Origin of the sequence: Mycobacterium sp. MS1601, from assembly GCF_001984215.1 — a bacterium.
Lineage (GTDB): Bacteria > Actinomycetota > Actinomycetes > Mycobacteriales > Mycobacteriaceae > Mycobacterium.
Genome location: NZ_CP019420.1, coordinates 2631559 through 2647751, shown reverse-complemented (window position 1 = coordinate 2647751; position 16193 = coordinate 2631559). Strand labels below are relative to the sequence as shown.

At 62.0% G+C, this 16193-nt stretch carries 21 protein-coding genes; 8 read left to right on the top strand and 13 right to left on the bottom strand.

Going from position 1 to position 16193, the window contains the following annotated elements:
• A complete protein-coding gene (locus BVC93_RS12965; protein WP_083737712.1) occupies positions 1-501 on the bottom strand; it encodes a general stress protein in 501 nt (166 codons plus the stop codon).
• An 8-nt stretch (positions 502-509) separates the two neighbouring features.
• Complete coding sequence (locus BVC93_RS12960; protein WP_083737710.1) at positions 510-965, bottom strand: Hsp20/alpha crystallin family protein; 456 nt, start codon at positions 963-965, stop codon at positions 510-512.
• Positions 966-1404: 439 nt separating this feature from the next.
• Here BVC93_RS12960 and BVC93_RS12955 point away from each other — a divergent pair, with 439 nt between their 5' ends.
• The gene (locus tag BVC93_RS12955) at positions 1405-1593 is read left to right on the top strand and encodes a hypothetical protein (protein ID WP_083737708.1); all 189 of its coding nucleotides are present in this window, start codon (positions 1405-1407) and stop codon (positions 1591-1593) included.
• Positions 1594-1706: 113 nt separating this feature from the next.
• Positions 1707-2270 carry a DUF305 domain-containing protein gene (locus BVC93_RS12950; RefSeq protein WP_083737706.1) on the top strand — a complete coding sequence of 188 codons (564 nt, stop codon included), beginning with the start codon at positions 1707-1709 and terminating at the stop codon, positions 2268-2270.
• A 31-nt stretch (positions 2271-2301) separates the two neighbouring features.
• On the opposite strand, the gene BVC93_RS12945 is transcribed toward BVC93_RS12950, so the two are convergent.
• The 7 genes from BVC93_RS12945 to BVC93_RS12920 form a co-directional block, all read right to left on the bottom strand.
• Positions 2302-3300, bottom strand: a complete 999-nt coding sequence (locus BVC93_RS12945; protein WP_157516894.1) for a toluene hydroxylase — start codon at positions 3298-3300, stop codon at positions 2302-2304.
• Complete coding sequence (locus BVC93_RS12940) at positions 3297-3587, bottom strand: MmoB/DmpM family protein (RefSeq protein ID WP_192860305.1); 291 nt, start codon at positions 3585-3587, stop codon at positions 3297-3299. The genes BVC93_RS12945 and BVC93_RS12940 overlap by 4 nt, the downstream gene beginning before the upstream one ends.
• The gene (locus BVC93_RS12935) at positions 3584-3898 is read right to left on the bottom strand and encodes a Rieske 2Fe-2S domain-containing protein (RefSeq protein WP_192860303.1); all 315 of its coding nucleotides are present in this window, start codon (positions 3896-3898) and stop codon (positions 3584-3586) included. Before BVC93_RS12935 ends, BVC93_RS12940 begins: the two co-directional genes overlap by 4 nt.
• Before the next feature lie 10 nt (positions 3899-3908).
• On the bottom strand, positions 3909-4145 hold the full coding sequence (locus tag BVC93_RS12930) for a hypothetical protein (RefSeq protein ID WP_083737700.1): 237 nt from the start codon (positions 4143-4145) through the stop codon (positions 3909-3911).
• Between the two features lie 9 nt (positions 4146-4154).
• The gene (locus BVC93_RS33780) at positions 4155-4598 is read right to left on the bottom strand and encodes a hypothetical protein (RefSeq protein ID WP_197687549.1); all 444 of its coding nucleotides are present in this window, start codon (positions 4596-4598) and stop codon (positions 4155-4157) included.
• A gap of 117 nt (positions 4599-4715) precedes the next feature.
• Positions 4716-5636: a hypothetical protein gene (locus BVC93_RS33775; RefSeq protein WP_197687548.1), complete on the bottom strand. Its 921-nt coding sequence runs from the start codon at positions 5634-5636 to the stop codon at positions 4716-4718.
• On the bottom strand, positions 5603-6289 hold the full coding sequence (locus tag BVC93_RS12920) for an MEDS domain-containing protein (protein ID WP_192860301.1): 687 nt from the start codon (positions 6287-6289) through the stop codon (positions 5603-5605). The genes BVC93_RS33775 and BVC93_RS12920 overlap by 34 nt, the downstream gene beginning before the upstream one ends.
• A gap of 207 nt (positions 6290-6496) precedes the next feature.
• Here BVC93_RS12920 and BVC93_RS33825 point away from each other — a divergent pair, with 207 nt between their 5' ends.
• Positions 6497-8209 carry a PucR family transcriptional regulator gene (locus BVC93_RS33825; RefSeq protein WP_083737697.1) on the top strand — a complete coding sequence of 571 codons (1713 nt, stop codon included), beginning with the start codon at positions 6497-6499 and terminating at the stop codon, positions 8207-8209.
• Between the two features lie 97 nt (positions 8210-8306).
• On the opposite strand, the gene BVC93_RS12910 is transcribed toward BVC93_RS33825, so the two are convergent.
• The gene (locus BVC93_RS12910; protein ID WP_083741012.1) at positions 8307-9149 is read right to left on the bottom strand and encodes an aldo/keto reductase; all 843 of its coding nucleotides are present in this window, start codon (positions 9147-9149) and stop codon (positions 8307-8309) included.
• Between the two features lie 289 nt (positions 9150-9438).
• On the opposite strand from BVC93_RS12910, the gene BVC93_RS12905 reads away from it, so the two are divergent.
• Together BVC93_RS12905 and BVC93_RS12900 are read left to right on the top strand one after the other, a co-directional pair.
• Positions 9439-10593, top strand: coding sequence for a glutathione-independent formaldehyde dehydrogenase (locus BVC93_RS12905; RefSeq protein ID WP_083741011.1), 1155 nt, complete (start codon positions 9439-9441; stop codon positions 10591-10593).
• Positions 10594-10735: 142 nt separating this feature from the next.
• Positions 10736-11446 (top strand): sigma-70 family RNA polymerase sigma factor, encoded by a 711-nt coding sequence (locus tag BVC93_RS12900; protein WP_269466576.1) that lies wholly within the window; start codon positions 10736-10738, stop codon positions 11444-11446.
• Between the two features lie 151 nt (positions 11447-11597).
• Here the strand turns inward: BVC93_RS12900 and BVC93_RS12895 are convergent, their stop codons facing one another.
• Together BVC93_RS12895 and BVC93_RS12890 are read right to left on the bottom strand one after the other, a co-directional pair.
• Entirely contained in the window at positions 11598-12476 is an 879-nt protein-coding gene (locus BVC93_RS12895; RefSeq protein ID WP_236950347.1) for an AraC family transcriptional regulator, read from the bottom strand.
• Between the two features lie 227 nt (positions 12477-12703).
• A complete protein-coding gene (locus tag BVC93_RS12890; RefSeq protein ID WP_083737693.1) occupies positions 12704-13156 on the bottom strand; it encodes a DUF1931 family protein in 453 nt (150 codons plus the stop codon).
• 398 nt (positions 13157-13554) lie between these two features.
• On the opposite strand from BVC93_RS12890, the gene BVC93_RS12885 reads away from it, so the two are divergent.
• A complete protein-coding gene (locus BVC93_RS12885; RefSeq protein ID WP_083737691.1) occupies positions 13555-13929 on the top strand; it encodes an STAS domain-containing protein in 375 nt (124 codons plus the stop codon).
• Between the two features lie 111 nt (positions 13930-14040).
• Here BVC93_RS12885 and BVC93_RS12880 read toward each other — a convergent pair whose 3' ends face one another.
• Complete coding sequence (locus BVC93_RS12880; RefSeq protein WP_083737689.1) at positions 14041-14337, bottom strand: putative quinol monooxygenase; 297 nt, start codon at positions 14335-14337, stop codon at positions 14041-14043.
• A gap of 466 nt (positions 14338-14803) precedes the next feature.
• Here BVC93_RS12880 and BVC93_RS12875 point away from each other — a divergent pair, with 466 nt between their 5' ends.
• Both BVC93_RS12875 and BVC93_RS12870 read left to right on the top strand, forming a co-directional pair.
• Complete coding sequence (locus tag BVC93_RS12875) at positions 14804-15523, top strand: GAF and ANTAR domain-containing protein (RefSeq protein WP_192860294.1); 720 nt, start codon at positions 14804-14806, stop codon at positions 15521-15523.
• Positions 15524-15569: 46 nt separating this feature from the next.
• The gene (locus BVC93_RS12870; RefSeq protein WP_083737686.1) at positions 15570-16154 is read left to right on the top strand and encodes an Rv1733c family protein; all 585 of its coding nucleotides are present in this window, start codon (positions 15570-15572) and stop codon (positions 16152-16154) included.
• The last annotated feature ends 39 nt before the right edge of the window (positions 16155-16193 follow it).

The following is a 16193-nucleotide window of genomic DNA, read 5'->3' as shown; positions in this document are numbered from 1 at the left end:
CTATTCCTTTCGGTTGTCTGCGAGCAGTTGCAGTGCACGGTCGGCCACTTCTACGTCGGCGACCAGGTCGTAGTGGCGGGGCACCTGCGCGCTGACGGAGCGGAAATCGCGGCGACCGCGCTGCAGCGCGTAGATCAGCAGGCCCATCAATGCGCCGAAGACAGCGCCGAAGACCAAGCCGTAGCCGGCCAGCATCAGGGCTGAGATGATCGGCTCGATCCAGCTGAAGAGACCGAAGATCCAGCCCATCAGCACGCCGACCAGAGCACCGGAGCCTGCGCCGCGTAACGCCGCCCCGCCGTAGTTGAGTCGGCCCAAGATCTGCTCGACGTACTCGAGATCACGGCCCACGATGGCCAACCGGTTGACTTCGAACCGCTGATCGGACAGGTAGTCGACCGCCCGCTCGGCGTCGGCATAGTTGTCGAAGGTGGCGATCACCTGGCGAGCAGGTTCATTGGGTCGCATCGCCGAGGTCGCCACTGTCGAATGCTCAACCATCACTGGCCCTACGCATCCACTGTTTGTGGCGCGGACGGAGCGTGGATCGCCTGCTGGCTCTGCTCAGCGGCGCCGATCTGCACCTTGCGCGGCTTGCTTGCCTCTGACACCGGAACTGTCAGCGTCAACACACCGCTGTCGCATGTCGCGCTGAGCCTGTTCGGATCGAGGTTGTCACCGAGAAACAGCTGACGGCGAAACTCGCCCTGAGGCCGCTCATCGACGATCAGTTCATCACCGTCCTGGCGAAGCGGGCGACGGCGCGCGGTGATCTCGATGACGTTGTGCTCAACGGTGACATCGATGTCATCGCTCTTCATGCCCGGCACATCGAGAGCGACGATGAACTGGTCACCGCGTCGAAACGCCTCCATCGGCAGAGTGTGCGCCGTGCGTGTGCCGGCCAGTGCCTGCTCAGCCAACCGATCCAGTTCACGGAACGGGTCGTATCGCATCAATGCCATGAGTTCCTCCTGGGTTCGAGGGGTTTCGCGAGATTGTTGTATCGAGGGTCCGGCAACCCACAGCGTGTGAGCGCTGACTGCCAGTGACCTCCGAACAACAAGACTGTCAGGCATATTCGGCAAGCGCGTGCTCCCGGCAAGTCAGAAATGTCGATGAGGATTGGTCCTGTCAGCACGAGTGGGCGCATCCCGGTTTCGAGGTCGGCCGGGACGCGCCGGATACGCCACAGTTACCTTGCATGGCTGTGCAGTCGACGGCTTTTCGCTGTCACCGCACCGGCCGCGCGTCGAGGTGGCAGGCCTTCCACCTGACTCACGAGGGCAAATCAGACGCTGCGTCCTCGTGCCCACGGGCCGACGACCGCGCCCGGTTCGTGCGCCAAGGTAGCGATGGGGTGGGCGCGCGGCTACACGATGGACTTGAGAAAGGAACCCCGCCATGACGACTCAGGCTGGCCTGGAACAAAAGGAGCGAGAGTTTCTGGCGCAATGCGTAGGTGATGCCTACACAATGCTCGACCTGCTGCCCGGCGTGAATCCGAACGGTCCCGCTCTGGTGTGGCTGGCGGATCAGTTCCTGATCCTGCGCCGGGGTGATTGCCCGCCGGCGTATGCGATGACGCCGTGACGGGGCCGGTCTGGCGGGCTTCTGGCAGTGCGCGAGGCGAGCGGCCCCGTCACTGGCTACCAGACCACCGTCGAACAGAACGGTGGAAACGAATCACCATCGTCAGCGCGTTGGTGGCGTCGGTCGTCCCGGTAGCCTGCGCCGATCCCGACACCGGTAGCGAGATTCCCACGGCGCAGACCATGTCGGCCACCACTTCCACCGTGACGCCGGCCGCAAACATCGAGGCGCACAACAATGCCGATATCTGGTTCGTGCGCCAGATGATTCCCCACCAACAGCAGGAAGTTGAGATAAGTGACATCCTCATGGGTAAACCCGACGTCGAGCCCCGCGTGACTGACCTGGCAATCAGGAACAAGACAGCGCGGAGTTCGGCGATCCAGCAGATGCGCAGCTGGCTCGACCAATGGGCCATCAGCCAAACTCCTGCGGATGGCAGCGCACCGGGCCGGCTGACCGAGCGAGAATTGACCGCATTGAGGCAAACCCGGGGCACCGATGCCGGCCGGCTGTTCCTGTCACAGCTGATTGTGCTTCATGAGGGTGCAATCAGCTTGGCGCAAAACGAAATCGAGGAAGGTCAGTATCCTCCGGCGGTTGCAATGGCCCGAATGATCACCAGCACCCACCAACAGGATCTCGATTCCATGAGGGACATGCTGGCTTCCCTCTAGCGACCGCGGTCATGTGCACAAGACCGTGTCGTCACCCCAGCGCTGCGCTGAGCTCGACCGAGACCTCCTCGGTGATTCGAGCGGTCACCACGCTGGGATCGGACGGCACCGGCGCCTGCGCGGTGACGCCGGCGAGGGCCTCCAGCGCCTCGGACGCCAGCGGTGTCCACTTCTCGATCCAGCCGGACACCACCGCGGCGCTGGCTCCGCCGCCACCGACGATGTGTCGCACCAGACCCGCAGTCCACTCACGGTGCCAACGAGCATCTTCGTCGAGCGAAAAGTGGATACTCGCCATGATCGGGTCGCCGTTCGCCGTCGCGAGCTTGCCCGCGATCTCCTCGTTGACCAGTCGGTCGATGCGGGGCTTGATAACCGCGTTGGTCACGATGAAGGCCTCACCCCAGTCATAGGCGACCAACGCACGTTCGATGAGTTCGCGTAGTGGTTGGAAGGCTGCAGCCTTCTCCCACACAGCCCGATGCCGGGCGGCGGCGTCATCGAGGGGTGGTCCGGCCAATTGCACAGTCCTGTAAGCGATCCTTTGGACTCGACGCATCTCGTCGCCCATCTGGAAAGCGGCGCAGTTGGTTATCCTCGACGAAGGTGCCATCTGCGCCACGTAGGCAGCCAGCATCTGCAGGCCGTGCACCGGGAAGCGCAGTGCGGAGTACCAGCGGTCGAGGAAGCTCACCCATTCGCTGTCGAGCCGGGTGTCGTAACCGGTGTCATCGATCTCGCGGAGCAGACCGTCGACCATTTCCTCACGACCGTCCTGCAGCCTGGTGTAGATCTGATAGGTGGTGCGGCGAGGGTCGGCGAACTGCTCCCAGTCGCGGGATTGCAGGGCGGAGTCTTCACGGTGGCGGTAGTACCAGTCGACGACAGGGTTTCCTGCTGAGAGCTCGAAGCGCCGGGGGTAGTTGTAGTGCAGGTCCGTGCTCATCAGCTCGTAATCGCTGGGGATACGCCGGCCCGTCGTGAGTCGGGTGTAGTTCTTGCGCCCCGGCGGCCGAGCAGGCCCGGTCACCACGGATCCTCCGCGAGTTGCCAGATCGCATCATCCTCGGTCAGCCGCATGGCACCCGTGAACGACGACATCACCACCTCCAACTCCCCAGGAAATCGGACGTTCACCCCTGTCGCTGCCTCGAGCCCGACCCGCGACAGCCGGCAGATTCGAGGCGACAGCACGCGTATGTAAGCCCCCTCGTCCTGTACGGTCACCTGTTCGTTCTCGTCCTGGATAGCCGCAATCACCTTGCGTGCGAACGGTGTTGCATGCAGGACCGGACCGACGCTCTCGGCCGCATTCACTGGCCCTGCCCGAGGTTGACCAAGATGCGGTCTCCATCCATACGTACCGGAAAGCGGCGTAGGCAAGCGTCTTTGGGGTTCACTCCGTTGCCTGTCTGTGCGTCGAACTGCCACTCATGGGCCGCGCAGGTGAGAAGGTTGTCCCGGAGTCTGCCCTCCGACAACGGGTTGGCCAGATGCGGACAACTGTCGTGATAGGCATGCACCAGACCGCCAACGTTGCACAGGACCACGTCGACATCAGCCAGGCTCACTGCGAGCATCTCTCCCTCCCAGAGCAATTCGAGCGTCCCCGCGTCCAGCCACTCCATCACAACACCGTCACCCCCTCTCGACGGTGAAGACGTCACCATTGCTCAGTCCGGCCGCAGAAACCGTCGAGTCGAGATCGAGCAGATCACCGGCCTCGTTGCGTACGCTCAGCGACCCACCCCGCTCGGGCGCCAGTCCCCAAGCGACCAGCTGCTGCGCCAGTTGCGCGACAGTGCGTTCGCTGGGTGTCACCACAACCCTCGCCAGGAAGTCGTCGCTGGCGCAACCGAAAAGATAGACGCGCATGGCTGCCTCCTACACCGTGGGTATCGGATCGAGGCGCCACGGATCAAGTCCGCGTCGCAGGTCCTTGCCAGTCTCGACGGGCGCCTCGAGTCCCATCCACTTGTGTAATTCCGTGAGTTTTCCCGGCGCTTCCCCGACGACGATACGATCGACCACGCTCTTGTGGTCGGCAAACCGGGAACTTTCCTGGCCGAAGATCCAGCGGCACGGTTCGGAGCAGAAAAGGTAACGCCTGCCGTTCATCTGCAGGGTGCACGCGGTGTTCCGGCCGGGCCTGACGAACAGCGCTGGCAACTGACAGAGGTTGCACAGAGCGGGTAGTCCGTAGGTCAGTGTGTTGCTCTCGCCACCTGCCTTCCAGCGTTGCTCGAGCCGGTCCCACACTGGGCCGTAGGTCGCCTCCCAGTCCGGGTACTTCGTATTCAACCACTGACGCTCGGCATCGTCGGGCATCGCGACGTCGAACCAGAGGGTGGTTCGGTAGGTGTACAACCCCAATTGGAAGCTATGGTGCGCGTAGTCGAGCTCCTCGACGAAAATGTCCCAGAACCACGGCCTTTCGAGATCGAATTAAGCAAGGTTCTTCATGAACTGTTCCGTCACCCACTCTTGCATGAACTCCTTGAACGAGCGGTTCCGCGCGTCGAGCGGGGTCAGGTACTCCATCGCTGTTCCTGTCAGCGCCAGGAACAACCGCCAGCATCGCCACCACATCTTGTCGACAAGGTACTGCGCCCGCTGCCGAGAACCGTTCTCCAGCAACGTCCGCATCACCGGGAGCCCGATCTGCGCATGACGGGCCTCATCGGTCTGGATGCTGGCCAATGTCTTCTCGAAAAGGTGATGGTGAGCGCGGTCGGCCATTGCCGCCATCGCCATGAACTGCAGGTTGGTGAAGCCGGTCTCGAACACGAAGTTGAGTTGGATCGCGCTGTCGATTGCGTCGGCGGCAAGGAACATGTCGTCGAACAGGTGCCTGGCCGCGATAATCACCCATTCGTTGGTGTGAAAAGCCTTGTGTGTCCAGTCGAAGTTGCCATCGTAGGCCAGCATGTCGTGACCGATCAGCAACGGAATCTGGGTATGCCGGATCTCGTCGAGCGCGCCCAGAGTCGACATCATCCGCCAGGCGCTGTCACGGCCGAACCGGGCCATCCGCAACTCCGCGACTGCGCCGGCGTATTCCACCAGCGCAACTGCGCCGTTGTGAAACTTGACCAGCTGCACCCAACCGGGATCGAGGCCGTCGAACAGGTGCGGCTTGTCCAACGCAGCCCGAACGCCGAGCACTGCGGCGTCCTTCTCACGTTGGTTTGCAACGTATTCGCGGTAGGTGGTGCGGTACGACTCGTTCCAATCGCGCCAAGCTTCTTGCAGTAGCCAGGGGTGGCCGCTGAGTTCCTCAGGAAACAGCTCCCGCTCACTGACATAACGGGGTGTCCAGTTGACCTTGCGGGCTAGTTCGAGCCAGTCGTCTCGTCGAAGTACCATTTGGCCGCCTCATTGATGTCGGCATCCGCGGCCGCTGAATCTCCGCGCTCTGCCATGTGAAGGAGTTCGTCGGGTGACATGTAATAGGGGTTTTCGACGAGCATCCCGCCGATCAGCATTCGCGGATGCGTCTTGAGCAGATTGACGATGATGGCGCTGCCGAAGCGATCGATGTCGTACAGGCATACGACAACCTGGGGAAACAACGGCAAAAACCGATTCATCTCGGCTTCGAGCAACATGAGCTCGTCCATGTCGGGCACGACGTCGCGAGATGACCATGCCTCCACCGCCCGCACCACGTCGTATCGCCCGTCGTACATGACGTCGGACATGGCGGCCTTCCAGGAACTGATCACCTCATCGGCCGAAAAGCCTCCGGACCGCAGGTACATGTCGGGTGCCCGGATGACCTCGAGTTGCTTGTCGGCAACGGACGTGGCGATGTCTAGATGTGTACTCAAAGCGGTGACAACGTCGTTCGGATCGGTCCCGTCGACAACGCAGATGCACTTGTCGCCGGCAGCAAGGCCTGCTTCGAGGAAGGGAAGCATGATCTGGTCACGCTGGATCTGGTTGATGTACAGGCCACAGATATGGTCGCCCGGCGTGGCCTTGATGCCGGCAGCACTCCAATCGAGGGCATCGGACACGCTCCACCCCCCGATCGGCTGAAGTTGTGTGCAGTCCCGGTGACCCTAGCCCGTTTCTGGGGCAGAAGTCGCGGTCAATGTCCGATTGCAGCCGCTGAGGCCAAAACTGCGGCCAGAACTGTCCTGCCAGGCCGAAGAATACGCGGTCGCGGTGTGGGAAGCTTGGTTGCCGGTTGAACGCGGCATAGGAGCGGGATCTAATTGACTGTGGCGCCCGAGAACCGTGAGTTCTTTCCTTACGAACGTATCCCGCTGCGCTCGGCAGAGGATGCCCGTGTCGAACTTTCCAGCTTGTATGGCGTTTACGTCCTTTCGACGTTGATGTTCGACGGTCGCGACGCCGACTCCGTACTCCAGTTGGCAGCCAATGCGGTGTCATCTCTTGGGGCGTTCCACACCGACGCCACATACCGAATCGCGAACGGAAAGCTGTTGGACGCTCGCAGTCCGGACAGGGTTCTCGATCGCCACATGGACTCTCTCGTCGCGGCAGGCCTTGGGACGGATCTGCGCATCGAGCTGTCCGACGGCCAGCGCCGATATGCGATCGCTCTGCAGGCGGTCGAAGGTACCAAGGGTGCATTGGTGGTACGGACCGAGGCCGCTCTCACCCAGGGGGAACTGTTCCGACTCAGGGCCTTGGCTCAGCAAACGGCCGCAGCGATGCACAGTGCCGACCTGCTCGAGAAGGAGCGCGCCCACATCGAGGAACGTCAGCGTGTCATAAACCACCTGTCCGAACTGGTCAGCGAGCTCAAACGACAGGACCGGATACATGCGACGCTGACTGCCGTCTCAGGCTCGGGCGCGGGCGTACAGGGAATCGCCGACGCACTGCGTGAGCTGACGTCGTTGGACGTCGTCGTAGAGGACGTGTTCGGGAATCAGCGGGCCCGCTCCGGCGGAGTCTTGTCAAACCAGTACCGGGCAATCGGTGGCGCCAACCGCGAAGAGACGCTTCGTGGCGCGGCTGCGCACGGCACCCCGCAGCGGATCGGCAACCAGATCTTCTGGCTCATACGGCAGAAGTCGAACGTCCACGGTGTCGTTGTCCTGCTCGATCCGCAGCGGGTGGCCGATCGCCTGGACATCGTGGCGCTCGAACATGCCGCCACTGTGTTGGCACTCGAATTTGCCCATCAACGTGTCTTGGCGGAAACGGAGCTGCGGCTACGCCGCGACCTTGTTGAGGACTTGCTTGCAGGCACGGATGATGAGAGCGCGTGCCAGCGCGCCGAGGTGATCGGTCACAATCTCCGCGTCGCGCACACAGTCACGGTTCTGGATTGGCACCATGGCGTCGCCGGTGACGAGATCACCACAGCCGCACGCAAGTGGGCTACCAACGCGCGAATGAACGCCCTTGCGGTGAGAAGGCCTGCGATCACCATCCTGCTCACAGACGGTGTACCCGAGCCCCTCTCGCTCCACCGGGCCATCTCCATCGATGTTGGTTCCGAACAAGGGTCCATCGGAATAGGTTCGGCGGCCGCCGCTCCGTCCGACTTGCCGCGCTCATTTGCAGAGGCACAGCGGGCGTTGCAGGTGAAAAAGGAATCAATGTCGCCGCACGGCGCCCAACGCTTCGACGATCTCGGCCTGTACCGCATCCTTGATCGCGCCAGCGACAGGCCGGAAGTCGACGCCTTCGTCGCCGAATGGCTGGGTCCGCTGCTCAGCTACGATCGCAAGAAGAACGCCGATTTGGTCGTGACGCTCACCCACTACCTGGATTGCGGCGGGAACTACGACGCCGCAGCAGAGTCGCTGACCATTCACAGAAGCACGCTGCGCTACCGGCTCGGCCGCATACGCGATATCTCAGGGCGCGACCTGCATGACGTCGAGGACAGGCTGAACTTGCACCTGGCGACCCGGATTGTGCGCATCACCGGGACCCCGCTACCCAGCGACGACTAGTCTGGCTTATCGCTTATCCTCATCAACCTCCTTGATTGGGTTGGTGCTCGACAATATTGACTTGGTGGGCTCGCCAACCGCCTGTGACGGCCACCGTTCACAGAACCTCGAGCGGGTGCGGCTTGGTGGGTGGCGGGAACGCTTGATCGAGATCGCCGAGGTCCACATGGGTCAGCTCGATGTCTCTAGCGGCGGCATTCTGTCGAACGTGGGAAAGTCTGCGAGCACGCGGGATCGCGGTGACCCCGCCGTGGCGGTGCACCCACGCCAGCGCGACCTGCGCAGGAGTGGCATTGTGCCGCTGCGCAATCCGCTGTAGCGCCGGGTGGCGAAGCAGCCGACCCTGCTCAATCGGCGAGTACGCCATGGCCGCTATCCCCTGTTGAGCCAGCCACGGCAGCAGCGCGTACTCCGGGCCGCGCCGGGTCAGGTTGTAAAGGATCTGATTCGCCTGGACTCCGACACCGCCCGTGACAGCCAACAGCTCCACCACGTCGTCTATGTCGAAATTGCTTACGCCCCAGTGCCGGATCATCCCGCGCCGCTTCAAATCGGTGAAACCTTCGATCGTATCGGACAACGGGATGGCACCCCGCCAGTGCAACACGTAAAGATCGATGTGATCCACGCCCAATCTTCGCAAGCTTGCCTCGCACGCGCGAAAGGTGCCCTCACGGGTGGCGTGGTGCGGAAGCACCTTGTCGACCAGGAAAACTTTATTGCGCTGTCCCGCTATCGCTTCGCCAACCAAGGCTTCAGCGGCACCGTTGCCGTACATCTCGGCGGTATCAATCACCGTCATCCCCAAGTCAATACCGAGCCGGATCGAGGCGACCTCCTCGGATCGTAGCGCGGTGTTCTCGGCGAAATGCCACGTTCCCTGACCGAGGTCTGCGTGTTTGGCGCCGGAAGCCGGCGGTATGGCACGGGTCGGGATCATGTAGGGGCTCCTTTCGACGTTCTCCATGGTGCAAGCGGCACACGACACCGCGCATGAACCCACCAGCACACAAAGGCGCGTTACCGCTGGACCTTTCAGGCCGAACTCCCCGGCGGACCGTGACGGGGGATCCTCCCGTTAGGGCTAAGGAGGCGCGATGAATTCGCCCTGATGCGACCAAGACGTCAGCATCGTCTTGTAGAAGTCTGGTGCCGGACGCAGCGCGATCGCGTCGGGAGGTCGATAACAACGTGGTCACCACGACCCTGTGAGCAAATTAGGAGACCTGATGAAAGCTGTTGTATACGAGGCGCCCATGCAGATCCGCGTCGAGGACGTACCGGATCCGATCATCACAGCTCCCACCGATGTACTCGTCCGAATCACCACCACGAACATCTGCGGATCCGATCTTCATATGTATGAGGGTCGAACAGCGATGGAAACAGGCAGGATTCTGGGTCACGAGAATCTCGGCGAGGTCGTCGACGTCGGGGCGGCGGTGGTCTCGGTGAAGGTAGGCGACCGGGTCTGCCTTCCGTTCAATATCAGCTGCGGCTTCTGTCGGAACTGTGAGAAAGGACTGACAGCTTACTGTCTGACCAACAATCCTGACCCGGACATGGTCGGGGCAGCCTACGGCTTCGCGGGCATGGGACCATACAGCGGCGGACAAGCCGAGTACTTGCGGGTGCCGTTCGGCGATTCGAACTGTTTGAAGTTGCCAGAAGATGCGCAAGAGAAGGAAAACGACTACGTGATGCTGTCGGACATCTTTCCGACGGGCTGGCACTGCACGGAGCTCGCCGGACTTCAACCCGGTGATTCGATCGTGGTCTACGGTGCAGGTCCGGTCGGTTTGATGGCGGCCCACTCGGCAATGATCAAGGGGGCCGCCAAAGTGATGATCGTCGATCGCCACCCCGACCGGCTCAAGTTGGCCGAACAGATCGGAGTCATCCCAATCGACGATTCGAAAGGACCTGCCGTCGAGCAGATCCTGGAACAGACCGGCGGTGCCGGAGCAGACTGCGGTTGCGAATGTATCGGTTATCAGGCACACGACCCCCAAGGGCATGAGGATCCGTCGATGGTCCTCAATGACCTGGTGCAAGCAGTCAAATTCACCGGCGGAATCGGCGTCGTGGGCTTGTACCTGCCACAGGATCCCGGCGCGCCGGACGAAGATCGAAAGAAGGGCAGGATCTCTTTCGAGATGGGCAACTTCTGGCTTAAGGGCCAACGGATGGCAACCGGGCAGGCCAACGTCAAGCGTTACAACCGTGAGTTGCGAGCATTGATTCACGAAGGCAAGGCCACGCCGTCGTGGATCGTGTCTCACGAGCTGCCGTTGTCTGATGCGGCGAGCGCCTACGAACACTTCGACGCTCGCGACGACGGTTGGACGAAAGTAGTGCTGAAGCCACAACTCACATCCTTGTGACAGCACACCGAGCCTTGGGCCGCAACGCGTCATCTAGGGGGTCTCGTTTGGCCCCGAGGGACCTCCCAGTAACTGGGCCAGATCAGCAATCTGATTCGTGAGCACAACCCCTGCCATCGTCACCATTCGGAGGAGCTACCTCATGGACACCGAACGGGCTTGCACAGCAGGAAGTCTGGCGTCATACGCCAAGCGCAAGGCCGATTACCACGGCTCGGGATCGGCCCCGCCGATGCAACCAGCTCGCCCCGGCAACCACCGAGGAGATCCATCGATCGCGAATCGACAGTCAGAGAACGACTTCGAGTTGTCCATCCATTTCGAGCGTGATGCGATGGCGCTGCTCGACTGCCTCTACGCCGGCGCATTGAGGATGACGCGTAACCGCATGGCCGCCGAGGATCTGCTTCACGAGACGATGTTGGCCGGCTATGCGGCGTTCCACGCCTTCCCTACAGGAACAAACCTCAAGGCGTGGCTGTTTGGAATCATGACCAACACATGGGTCAGTGCCCACCGCGGGGCTCAGCGCCTCGAAGCGGGCAGTGCCGGCGACCGGCTGACCGGCTCTCAAATCGTTGGAGGTCAGGGTCACTCACCTTCGCAGCTGCATTCGGTGCAGGCAGAGGTGCTAGCGACCCTGCCCGGCGACGCAATAGCGGAGGCGCTGATGGCGTTGCCCGAGAACCTCCGAATGGTCATCCACTACGCGTACGTGGAGGGATTCCGCTACGACGAGATTGCCGAGATCATGCGAACATCTGTAGGCACCGTGACGTCTCTACTGGGCCACGCACGTGGTCAGTTTCGAACGCTGCTCGCCGGCGTCGCGGATGCACACATGTCGACATGACATACATATCGAAACAACAGGACCTCGCCGTGATGGAACGCGACGGCATCGGAGCTGAGTGGACGGGAGCGGCACGCACAAGCCCCCTCGCGGATACTCGGTTCAGCCCGGAGAGCAAGCAGTCAGAGATGCGGGCTGAACCAGCACTTGGCTAGGAATGGGAGCCAACCGACGGATCGCCGGAACGAAGTGTCTCCGAGGGGCTTTCCCCGAAGATCTGGCGATACTGACTCGCGAACCGTCCCAGGTGGACAAACCCCCATCGGCCGGCGACCGACGTCACCGTGATCGAATTCGCAGTCTGGGCCGCCAGTTCGGCGTGCACATGGAGCAATCTAAGCCGCCGTAGATAGGCCATCGGCGAAGGGTGTCCGGACTTCTCGAAGGCTCGCTGCAAGGCTCGCGCACTGACCCCGGTCGCCCGCGCCAGTTCCGCTGTGCTCCATAGCCTTTGTGGTTCGGCGTGCATCAGATCGATGGCCAGTTTAGCCGTAGCCGCACCCGCTGAACATTCGCGCGCATTCAGCGCGTCGGTGAAGTTGTGAGGTTGTATCTGTAACAGGCCCTGTATCAGCAGGAGCTGCAGGTTTCCCATAGCGAGCGGGTGGTTGAGAAACCCGCCAGGCTGCCAGGCCTGGCTGCCCAAGAGCCGCACCAGGTAGTACCAATCGTTGGCGGCGGTGTAACTCAGATCGAGCTGCCGATGAAACGTGATCCGGTTGCGCACCGGTCGGTCGAGCATCGCTTCCAGCTGCCTCCTCATCTGCGATTCCGATACCTTGACACAGATCTGATCGCAGTCGGCGGACCAGCCGAGCAAGCACGGCGTACCTGGTGTGAAGACCGCGACGGCCCCTGTCGTCGTGTGAACACTCTCGCCGTCGTGCCACCGATTCATCGCCGAGCCGGACAACGGCGCATCGATGTAGTACGCGGTGACATCACCGGCACGGATCTCGATATCCACACCGAACCCGACGTTGCCGACTGTCACCATGGGAAGCTTCAGCGCCTTCATCTGCATGTTCACGCCCGCGGTGTCGACCGGAGTCAACTCGGCGTCGACATAGAAGCGGCCGACGACATCGGTTGCCTCGTCGACATCGGTTGTGCGAACCTCTGCTGCGTGGTCCGGTGGTACCTCGATCATCTGTTGCTCCCAGCTTGCGTTGCCCGACCGGTTGCGCGCCTCGTCACACACATGCCATACGGAGTCGATGCTGCGCCGCTGCAGCCGCCAAGGCGCACGCCGCTGCCTCAGAACACGAGTCGGAACAGAGTGAACACCCGATTCCAATGCTCGCTCGACGGGTTCGACACCGCCGGATCTATCTGGCGTAGCGAACGGGCCAGCGCAATGGCCAACCCGCCGAACAATTCTGGCAACAGCTGCTCAGCATCCTGCGCGAACGCTACGTCACCGGGTGGTTCACGCACCACCTCACGCAGCAGCCCGCGGATCTCCTCGGCTTCCTCGAGTTTGTCGAACTCTCGCATTCGTTCCTGGAGTCCTTTTGTGATCGGAAGATCCTGCGCCACCATGACATCGCGACCATTCCACTTTGCCGAGTTGCGTGCAGTAAGAGCAATGTCGTCAATCAGCTCATCGATGAACTCATGGAAGCGTCGGATATCGTTCTTGTCGATATTGATGCTTGCGACCGTACGAAAGAACCGCTGAAACAGCGGAATACCCCGTGGCTTGGTCACGAGGTACCTCCTTTCCACAGGTGGGGCCGCCAATAGCAGGCCAGGGCCTCAACCTTGGCACAGTCGCCCGCCCAACCGAACCGGACCAGCAGGCGCAATCTGGTCCTGCTACTTGAGCCTCGCAGGTCGAAGAGTCACCACCAGGACTCGAAAAACGCTGACAGTTGCGACTTCTCGGTGATCATCGTGTCTTCGCTCACGCCACGCGCAACCTCGGAGGCCTCGGCCGAAATGACGGGTCCATGACGAAATCCACGAACTCCTGGTTCCGATCATCCGCTTACGCAAGGGTGATATCGCACCTGGCGCGAATCGGCCAGCGCGGGGGCTGTTGGCGGCTAGCCAACCGCGGCTCAGCCTGATTGAGTCGCCAAGGAAGGCACACAGGAGGTGGCGGCGTGAACGAGAAGGGTCCCGACGGCCAGCAGGACAGAGGTCCCTTCACCGTGCGGCGGCTTCCCGGTGGCATGAGCATTCTCACCGCGGCCGGGTACGTCGACGGTGACACACCCTCGGCGATAAGCCGCTTGGTCGCCGATGAGCTGGCACGAGAGCCCGCGCAGCTGGTGCTGGAGCTTTCACACACCACCTCGGTCGATACCGCATTCGTCGAAGCCCTGGCCCACGCCTCCGCCTTGGCCGGAGAGGCCGACACATCGTTTTGCCTGGTCGTGTCGCCGGCGAGCCCGGTTGTCCAGGCGCTGGCCGCTGCGGACCTGATCGAACGATTCGAGATCTTCACAACCGTGAACGAGGCCAAACTGCAGCGCTGATTGTCCGGCAGATGTTCAAGACCCGAAAGCTGGGGACGAGCCTGCACAGTTCATAGGCGAGACCTGCGTGCGGTCCGGCCACGAGACTCGTTGGCGGACGGCACCCATACGTCAGAGTTTGTTGGCCACAACATCAAGACTGCTGATCTCCGGTGGCGAGGCGAAGAGCTCATCGGCGCGCTCTGCGAGAGCTCTACCCACCGGGCCTGCGAGGTGGGCCTGGCGGGCCGCCTCGTCCGGGAACGCGTCAATGATGCCGAACGTCGACGGCCCGAATCGGACAGCGAGCCATGGCTTCGTGTCAGGTTCCCGCTCAACAAGCGGCAGTGCCGACTCCAAGAACTCTTCGACGGCGCCTTCCTTGCCGGGCTTGGCCTCCAGGCGCACCAGCAACGCTTTCGTAACCACGGTTGATCCTTTCGGGTTCCGGCTTCGTACAGTGCGTCCCGCGGGGATTCCACCTCGGCGGTGTTCACCATGAGAGCGATCTTCTGCCAAGAGATGTCTGTCGTCGGCTCTATCCTCGGTTGTGTCGCGCCTGCCCCCAGCATGCGCATTGGAACGGCCGATTTCCTGCTCCCGCCGGTACCAAGTGGCATGTCCGCATTCACCCCGGCGGGTCAAGGTGCTACTCGTCGCACCCGGTTGAAGACCTTGCCACCACAACCAAGGTGCACAGGCCCACCACCTGTAGCGGGGTGACTACCCTTCCGGCGCAACACAAACACGGGGCAACAACCCGCTCCGTGGGCGTAGCCGTCTTGTCCTCTCAGGGCAAATGCGGATTGCGATTTCCGACTCTGGAGGCGCTTCCGAGAACGAATGCAGATTGTCAGGCTCTGGTTCATCGGTCATGGCGACGCAAGGGGCAGGCATGCAGCATTCCATCGAAGTGACGGCTGAACAGACACGTGGCGAAGCCGGAGTCTGCGCCGCCATCGCACAACTCATCCACTTTGTCCGCGCCGACGTCGAGGTACTCCCGCGATCCACGTGGCTGGCAGCTACCGCGGCGGCGATGAAGCTGTCGGGAGTGCAATACGCCGGCATCATGCGTGTCCGCCACGGAGACTGCATCCGTACTGTCGCCTCGACCACCGGTCACCCCCGGATGCTGGACCAGCTGCAGCAGCGGTTCCAGGAGGGACCGAGCTTGGATGCAGCGTGGGAAAACCAGACACGCCGAGTTGACCATTTCGCTGCCGAACGGCGCTGGCCCACGTTCAGTGACGAGGCCGCAGCCACCACACCCATCCGGTCAATGCTGTCCGTGCCCTTGGTTACCCATTGCCGAGGAAGGACAGTCCTGAACATGTATGCAGATCAGCCGTACGCGTTCGGTCGCGACGATGAACTCATCGCATTGATGTTCGCCAGGAACGCTGAGGCCCTGCTCGAGTTCGGGCGGAGTTCGAAACGCTATGGCTACCAGAACAATCGCGAGCTCATCAGACAGGCAAAGCGAATCTTGATGCAACGCAGGGCTGTGGACGCCGCCACCGCGCTCTCGTTGTTGGCCCAGTTGTCGAAGGACCGTGGGCAACCGGTATCGGTGGTCGCCCGAGGACTGGTGGGGACCAGACTTCAACAGTGATCCACGAGAGCACCTCTGACCGCCGGCAAACGATCGAGGAAAGACCATGCAGGACATCACATTCTGGTCGACACGGTGGCGAACCATCCAGGCCTTCGGCAAGAACCCACTGGTTCGCGGCAGCGATCGAATCGAGGCCATCGTCGCGGTTTCGGCCATCACGATCACACTGCTTGCTGCTCCGACCGCCGGGGCCATCGGCACCGCTGTCTACGATGCCCGCAGCCGGACCTGCGCCGAGCAGTCACAAACACGGCGATCGGTCAGTGCAACCGTTGCCGCAACGCGGCGCGGTGTCATCGCCACCCGGCCCCATATGACCACCACCGTCGTCGAGGTTCGTTGGCGATCGGAAGGCATCCAGCACACCGACTCATTTTCCACCAACGGCCCGGTAGCAGTGGGAGATCAGATCGATATCTGGTTGAACGATCAGGGCAAGCGTGTCACTCGTTCGTCTTTCCAGTCGGCCGGAGTAGACGCGGCCTGCGTGGGACTGTTGCTCTGCCTGATCGTTGTGGGTATGACGGCGGCGTTGTTCGCGCTCGTGCGGTGGCGGCTTGACGTTCGCCGTGGCGCTGATTGGGAACGTGAGATCGCCGATCTCATCAACAGGCGGTCGGCGGACTGACACTCCCAAGCCAATCGGCTGATACCTTGTGGCGCTGCC

Bases quoted from the DNA above. Each gene is read 5' to 3' on its own strand.
- BVC93_RS12965 (WP_083737712.1), bottom strand. From the start codon at position 501: ATGGTTGAGCATTCGACAGTGGCGACCTCGGCGATGCGACCCAATGAA.
- BVC93_RS12960 (WP_083737710.1), bottom strand. From the start codon at position 965: ATGGCATTGATGCGATACGACCCGTTCCGTGAACTGGATCGGTTGGCT.
- BVC93_RS12955 (WP_083737708.1), top strand. From the start codon at position 1,405: ATGACGACTCAGGCTGGCCTGGAACAAAAGGAGCGAGAGTTTCTGGCG.
- BVC93_RS12935 (WP_192860303.1), bottom strand. From the start codon at position 3,898: ATGGAGTGGCTGGACGCGGGGACGCTCGAATTGCTCTGGGAGGGAGAG.
- BVC93_RS12930 (WP_083737700.1), bottom strand. From the start codon at position 4,145: ATGCGCGTCTATCTTTTCGGTTGCGCCAGCGACGACTTCCTGGCGAGG.
- BVC93_RS33780 (WP_197687549.1), bottom strand. From the start codon at position 4,598: ATGCCCGACGATGCCGAGCGTCAGTGGTTGAATACGAAGTACCCGGAC.
- BVC93_RS33775 (WP_197687548.1), bottom strand. From the start codon at position 5,636: ATGGTACTTCGACGAGACGACTGGCTCGAACTAGCCCGCAAGGTCAAC.
- BVC93_RS12910 (WP_083741012.1), bottom strand. From the start codon at position 9,149: ATGATCCCGACCCGTGCCATACCGCCGGCTTCCGGCGCCAAACACGCA.
- BVC93_RS12905 (WP_083741011.1), top strand. From the start codon at position 9,439: ATGAAAGCTGTTGTATACGAGGCGCCCATGCAGATCCGCGTCGAGGAC.
- BVC93_RS12900 (WP_269466576.1), top strand. From the start codon at position 10,736: ATGGACACCGAACGGGCTTGCACAGCAGGAAGTCTGGCGTCATACGCC.
- BVC93_RS12875 (WP_192860294.1), top strand. From the start codon at position 14,804: ATGCAGCATTCCATCGAAGTGACGGCTGAACAGACACGTGGCGAAGCC.
- BVC93_RS12870 (WP_083737686.1), top strand. From the start codon at position 15,570: ATGCAGGACATCACATTCTGGTCGACACGGTGGCGAACCATCCAGGCC.